General features: G+C 69.0%; 5 protein-coding genes. All 5 read left to right on the top strand.

The genetic code is table 11. The features are described from left to right. Window positions 1-307: 307 nt before the first annotated feature. Window positions 308-1,111: a helix-turn-helix domain-containing protein gene (locus tag ACY5KJ_RS10520; RefSeq protein WP_462203268.1), complete on the top strand. Its 804-nt coding sequence runs from the start codon at window positions 308-310 to the stop codon at window positions 1,109-1,111. Between the two features lie 239 nt (window positions 1,112-1,350). Then, a complete protein-coding gene (recQ, locus tag ACY5KJ_RS10515; RefSeq protein ID WP_462185816.1) occupies window positions 1,351-3,195 on the top strand; it encodes a DNA helicase RecQ in 1,845 nt (614 codons plus the stop codon). 396 nt (window positions 3,196-3,591) lie between these two features. After that, the gene (locus ACY5KJ_RS10510; RefSeq protein WP_462185817.1) at window positions 3,592-4,710 is read left to right on the top strand and encodes a serine/threonine-protein kinase; all 1,119 of its coding nucleotides are present in this window, start codon (window positions 3,592-3,594) and stop codon (window positions 4,708-4,710) included. After that, window positions 4,658-5,167, top strand: coding sequence for a WD40 repeat domain-containing protein (locus ACY5KJ_RS10505; RefSeq protein WP_462185818.1), 510 nt, complete (start codon window positions 4,658-4,660; stop codon window positions 5,165-5,167). The genes ACY5KJ_RS10510 and ACY5KJ_RS10505 overlap by 53 nt, the downstream gene beginning before the upstream one ends. A 340-nt stretch (window positions 5,168-5,507) precedes the next feature. Then, entirely contained in the window at window positions 5,508-5,972 is a 465-nt protein-coding gene (locus ACY5KJ_RS10500) for a hemerythrin domain-containing protein (RefSeq protein ID WP_462185819.1), read from the top strand. Window positions 5,973-6,455 lie beyond the last annotated feature (483 nt).

The following is a 6,455-nucleotide window of genomic DNA, read 5'->3' as shown; positions in this document are numbered from 1 at the left end:
TTACGCACGACAGGCGGCTTGGGAAGGGTGTGAGAGTCGTCAGACGACCGACGGGGCGGGGGCACACCGCGGGTTCCCCGCCCGGCACAGCGCGGGTTCCCCGCCCAGCACACCGCCGTCAGGACCGCGGTCTCCACGTGCGACGATCCGACGGAGATCCCGGTAAGCCTGGCGCCAGGCGCAGGCTCGCGGGGTGTGACAACAGTCAGACCAGATGAGAACGGCCGGCCGATGAACCATTGCCCTGGACCCGGGTAGACGATAAATGGACATGCAACCCTGCCTCACCGACCTCCTGAACGCACTTGTGCAGTTACGGAAAGCGGCTGGACTGAGCCAGGCCCAGCTCGCCAATCGGGTCCGCTACCAGCCGAGCTACCTGTCGAAGGCTGAACGCGGACTGCTCGGGGTGCCGTCGCAGTCGCTCGTGACCGCGATCGACATAGAGCTGAACGCCGGTGGCTCCCTGATCGAACTGCGTCGTCACGCGTGGCTGGAGGACAAGGGGAGTCAGGCGGGCATCCCGTGGCGACGAGCTCTGGAGGAGGTGGACACCACGGATCATCGACAGCTCACCGTCGGGGAGAGCGCGGCCGCCGTCGGTCCCGTCACGAGATCCGATGCACCAGCCATCCCCGTCCCCGGGCGCACATTCACGTCCACGTCCACGTCCGAGGGAGCCGACCGCCGGACAAGGAACACCGTCGGCCTGTCCGGGCACTGGTGGACGGCCTGGCAGACGTTCCGGGACAGCGAGGAGATCCGCACCTCGCAGGAGGCGAACCTGAACCAGGTCGGCGACGTCATCCAGATGGAGGCGATCTCCCGCGGCCTGTCGGTGGACGAGGGCGGGTACCTCTGGTGGGGCGAACTGCGGGTCTGGGACAACGAGATAATCATGGGTTGGTACGTCGCGTCCGACGGACCGGTCCGGTCCAAGGGGGCGCTGTTCCTCTCCCTGCATCCCCACGGCGACCGGTTGACCGGCCGCTGGGTCGGATTGAGCTATGACGGCCTGTTCATCGAGGGTTGGGGCGCGATGGCCCGCTCGGAGAACACCGCGCTCGCGCTCATCGACCGGCTCAAGAAGCAGTACCCCAGAGTCCCATGACGCGTCCGTACGTGCCTCGGCCGGCTTCCCGAAACGGCATCTGGAGGGAACGAGGCGGGGGAACGAGGCAAAACGCGGCAATCGGTCCACGTAACTACGGTCGGACGGTGTCGCCTCGCCATAGTCGTCTTTCCGTCCTACCGGGCGTCCGCCCGGGCGACCAGCCGGTGAGGAGCAGCGGCTCATAGAGTGACCAGAATGACCTTCCCGTTGGTCGATCCGCGCCCCCTGGTCGATCCGTGAGCGACGTCGCGCAGGTGCTGCGCCGCGTCTTCGGCTACGAGTCGTTCCGGGACGGCCAGCAGGAGATCATCGAGCATGTCGTCGACGGCGGCGACGCGCTCGTCCTGATGCCGACCGGCGGCGGCAAGTCGCTCTGTTACCAGATCCCCGCCCTGGTGCGGGGCGGCACCGGCGTCGTGGTGTCACCGCTCATCGCGCTGATGCAGAACCAGGTCGACGCGTTGCGGGCGCTCGGCGTCCGCGCGGGGTTCCTCAACTCCGCGCAGGAGTTCGACGAGCGTCGCGACGTGGAGTCCGCCTTCCTCGCCGGTAACCTCGACCTGCTCTACCTGGCGCCGGAGCGGCTGCGCGCCGACGCGACGGTCAGGCTGCTCGACCGGGGCGAGATCGCGCTGTTCGCCATCGACGAGGCACACTGCGTCTCGCAGTGGGGACACGACTTCCGGCCCGACTACCGCGAGCTGTCGGCACTGCGCGAGCACTGGCCGAACGTACCGAGAATCGCGCTGACCGCCACCGCGACCCCGCGGACGCACGACGACATCGCCACCGAGCTCGGTCTGGAGAACGCCCGCCACTTCGTAGCCGACTTCGACCGTCCGAACATCCAGTACCGCATCGTGCCGAAGAAGGAGCCGAAGGCGCAGCTGTTGGAGCTGCTACACACCGAGCACGCCGCGGATGCGGGAATCGTCTACTGCCTGTCCCGGTCCTCCACCGAGAAGATCGCCGACTTCCTGGTGGCGAACGGGATCACGGCGCTGCCCTACCACGCCGGGCTCGACGCGCGCGCCAGCGCCGAGCACCAGGCACGCTTCCTGCGCGAGGACGGCATCATCATGGTCGCGACCATCGCCTTCGGCATGGGCATCGACAAACCAGACGTACGCTTCGTCGCCCATCTCGACCTGCCCAAGTCGATCGAGGGCTACTACCAGGAGACCGGGCGCGCCGGGCGGGACGGGCTGCCCTCGACCGCGTGGCTGGCCTACGGTCTCCAGGACGTCGTGCAGCTGCGCAAGCTCATCGACACGTCCCCGGGCGACCCCGCGCACCGCCGGCAGCAGAGCAGACACCTCGACGACATGCTCGCGCTGTGCGAGACGGTCGAGTGCCGCCGCATCGGGCTGCTCGCCTACTTCGGGCAGCGTGACACCGCCCCGTGCGGCAACTGCGACACCTGTCTGGCACCCCCGCAGTCCTGGGACGCCACGATCGCCGCCCAGAAGTTGCTGTCGGCCGTGCTGCGACTGCAGCGGGAGCGCCGCCAGAAGTTCGGCGCGGGCCACCTCATCGACATCCTGCTGGGCAGGAGGACGCCCAAGGTGACCCAGCACAGTCACGACACCCTGACGGTCTTCGGTATCGGCACGGAGCTCGGCGAGCCCGAGTGGCGCGGCGTGGTGCGCCAACTCCTCGTGCAGGGACTGCTGGCCGTCGAGAGCCGGTACGGCACCCTGGTGCTCACCGACGCGAGTGCCGACGTGCTGCGCGGACAGCGCGCGGTCCCGATGCGGCGCGAGCCGGAGCGCGCCCCCACCACTACAGCCACGACCGCGGCCACCACGACCGCGGCCAGGACCACGAAGACCCGCCACGCCGCACCGGCGGCCGACCTGTCGGCGGAGGCAATGCCGGTGTTCGAGCGACTGCGCGCCTGGCGCGCCGACGTCGCGAAGGAGCAGGGCGTCCCCGCATATGTGATCTTCCATGACGCCACCCTGCGCGAGATCGCGGTGCGCGTGCCGGCCACCCTGGCCAAACTCGCCACCGTGAGCGGCGTCGGTGAGAACAAACTCGCCAAGTACGGGCAGCAGATCCTCGACCTCCTCGCCGAGTGAACCAGGCTCCCGCCCACCCACCGGAGACATCTTCTCAGGAGAGCGGTACCGCACCGCTGGAGTGATCGGTGAGGGGGACACACGTCCCGCGAACAGCCTTGCCTGTGCTGACCTTCTCCACTGGCGGGCCGATCGTCAACCCGAAGACCAACCCGACCAGCCCATGAAGGACCCCGGTTAGGATCACACCTCACGCTGGAGGAAATATATAGATTTGTAAGGACCGGTGAATCTTGGCATGAGGCCGGGCCCCTGTGATGGTTGTTGACCGGGCTCGGCTGGCCGCCGCGCTGCCCGGCTACGAGCTGGGCGACCAGCTGGGCGCGGGCGGATTCGGGCTGGTGCCGGCGGGCTGGCATCGCGGCCTGCAGCGCGATGTCGCGGTCAAGGTCCTGCATGCGGGGCACGGCCGGGTTCGCCGCCGAGGCGCGGATCCTCGCCAGCCTGGATCATCCGCACGTGGTCCGAGTCTACGACTACGTCAAGACGGGCGATCTGCACCTGCTCGTCATGGAGATGCTCGGCGGGGGAACCCTGACCCGGCGCCGGGCCGACATGGACCCACAGACGGCCTGCGCGGTGGGACTCGCGGTGGCCTCGGCCCTGGCCTGCACCCACGGCAAAGGGGTGCTGCACCGCGACATCAAGCCCGACAATATTCTTTTCGACACTACCGACCTGCTGAAAGTCGTCGACTTCGGGGTCGCGAAATTCGTCGGCGAGTCGGGGGCCATCGCGAGTGCGGTGATCGGAACACCGCCGTATATGGCCCCCGAACAGATCATGGGCGGCCGCTTGGAGCCGGCCACCGACCTGTACGCCCTCGGGATGGTGCTCTACCAGCTACTGGCCGGCGTGGCACCGTTCGACCCGGACCTGCCCGCGCATGTCCTGCGCCAGCACCACCTCGAACGCGTCCCCCTACTGCCGGCCGGGGTGCCCGCGCCGCTGGGGGCGGTGGTCCTGTGGACGCTGGCCAAGAACCCGGCGGACCGTCCACCGTCCGCGCACGTCTTCGCGTGCCAACTCGCCGAAGCTGCCGCTGGCGTGTACGGCCCGGGCTGGATCGCCCGGTCGGGTATCCCGCTGCGGCTCGACGACGACATCCGCACCGCCATCGGGCAGCCGCCCGCGTCCGTCCAGCCGGCGCCACGGCCGTCTCCCACCGGCGCGTCCTCGGCGCCATCGGTGCCTTTCATGTCATCGGCGTTTTCCGGGGCATCGGTGCCTTCGGCGGGTGGCACACCACCGGCCAAGGTGGCCGACGGGAACATCGCCGGCCGGCGGCGCCCCGCGTCGTCGCATCCTCGGCGCGGCGCGCCGCCGCGCCGCCATCACCGTCGCCGTCGTGGGGCTGCTGCTCGCTGTCGCCGGCACCGTCCTGATCGTCACCGCTCCTCTCGGTGGGCGCGAGACCGGTGCCCGCCAGCTCGGTCGTCCCCTGACCGGCCACACCGGTTGGGTGACCTCGGCAGTGTTCTCCCCGGACGGACACACCCTGGCCAGCAGCGGTAGGGACGGCACGGTGCGGCTGTGGGACGTGACCGACCGCTCCCACCCCCGCCTGGCCGGGTCCCTGAGCGGCCCCGCTTCCGTGTTCTCGGTAGCGATCTCCCCCGATGTGCGCATCCTGGCCACCGGCGGGATGGACGACTTGATCCGGCTGTGGGACATGACCGACCCGGCCACCCCACGCCCGCTCGAGCCGCCCCTGACCGGCCACGCCAACACCGTGTGGGCGTTGGCTTTCTCGCCGGGCGGCCGCACCCTGGCCAGCGGCAGCCTCGACGGCACGGTGCGGCTGTGGGGGCTGCGGGATGCGGCCCACCGCTTCCACCCGCGCCTCCTCGGCGAGCCGCTGACTGGCCACGCCGACTGGGTGTTGTCGGTGAGCTACTCTCCGGACGGCCGCACCCTCGCCAGCGGCAGCAAGGACGGCACGGTCCGGCTGTGGGCGCTGCCCTCGCCATGAACGCTGTTTAGGGGCATGTGGCGGCTCTGACCGGAGTTACGCCGCACTGACGATGATCACGTTAGCCAGGTCCCCGAGGGGGCGCGGATGCTGCCCGTTCGTTCCGATCAACAGTGGGGAAGGGTGACTCGCGGACCGGTGCCCCGCCGCCATTGGTAGGGCACCGGACAGGACCATCGGCCGTGTGGGAGCCGCTCCGGCCATTCGATGATGGCCATGAGCGGCGCGACACGAGCACCGCCGTGCGAATGGGGACGGGATGGCGACGCTGCCGGTGGGGCGCTAGGGGACGTGGGGACGTGGGGTCATCGCTGATCTTCTTCTACCCAAGGTGGGCGCTATGCGTGAATACTGCGACTGTCAGTCGTTGCCGGCGATCGCGGACCTGATCAGAGAACATGACCAGGTCATCGATCTCATCGCCGACACGCACGAGGCGTATCGGCAGGGTGATGTCGAGGCGATGGCGGCACTCTGTGAGCAGATGTCGGCGGTTCTCCATCCACAGACGGTGGTGGAGGAGCAGGGCCTGTTCCCCGCAATGGCACTCGAGTTCCCCGAACAGATCGCGATCCTGCAGAGCGAGCACCGCCGGATCGAGGCTGTGCTCGCCGGGGCGACCGACGGCACCGCCCGGGTCGATCCCGCTTGGCCGACACGCGTCATCGAGGCGCTGAGCCTGCTACGCAGGCACATCGCGAAGGAACAGGACGGCGTGTTCCATGCCGCCGTCTCGATTCTCAGCAACGAACAATGGAACCGTCTCGGCGAGATCCGCCAGGCGCTGAAGCTCGTAAGTTCCTGAAACCTCGTGCGATGACCGACTCCCTCGCCGGGACGGCCGGCTCCAGGCATCAGATCAGGCTCCGGGCATCGGCCGTTGCGGCGGGGTCGGGCCGGGATCGCTCCCGGGCACACCGGTACGGGACGTGGCGGTACCGGATATGGCGGTACCGGACGTCGCTGTACCGGACGTGGCGATACCAGATGTGGCTCTACCGGACGTCGTTGCGCCGGACCCGCAGATAGGCCTGATAATCGGCCGCCCACTTCCGGTGGGCGGCCGCCTGCCACTGCCGCAACGCCGGCAGGCCCATCGCCGCCCGGGCCGGGTTGAGGCGCCCCGGAGTTTCCGGACAGGGGATCCACCAGGATTCTCACCGGAAAGGAACGGGATCGAGTGCCAGGAAAACAGGCACGCCGCTGGACGGTTCGTGCCGCGGTCCCGCCGACACCACGCCTACTTCCGTTCCTAACTGTAGGTTACCGGCACTATGGGTTGCCGGCA

The organism is Frankia sp. CcWB3 (genome assembly GCF_977927595.1).
This window is presented reverse-complemented; position numbering and strand designations above follow the sequence as displayed.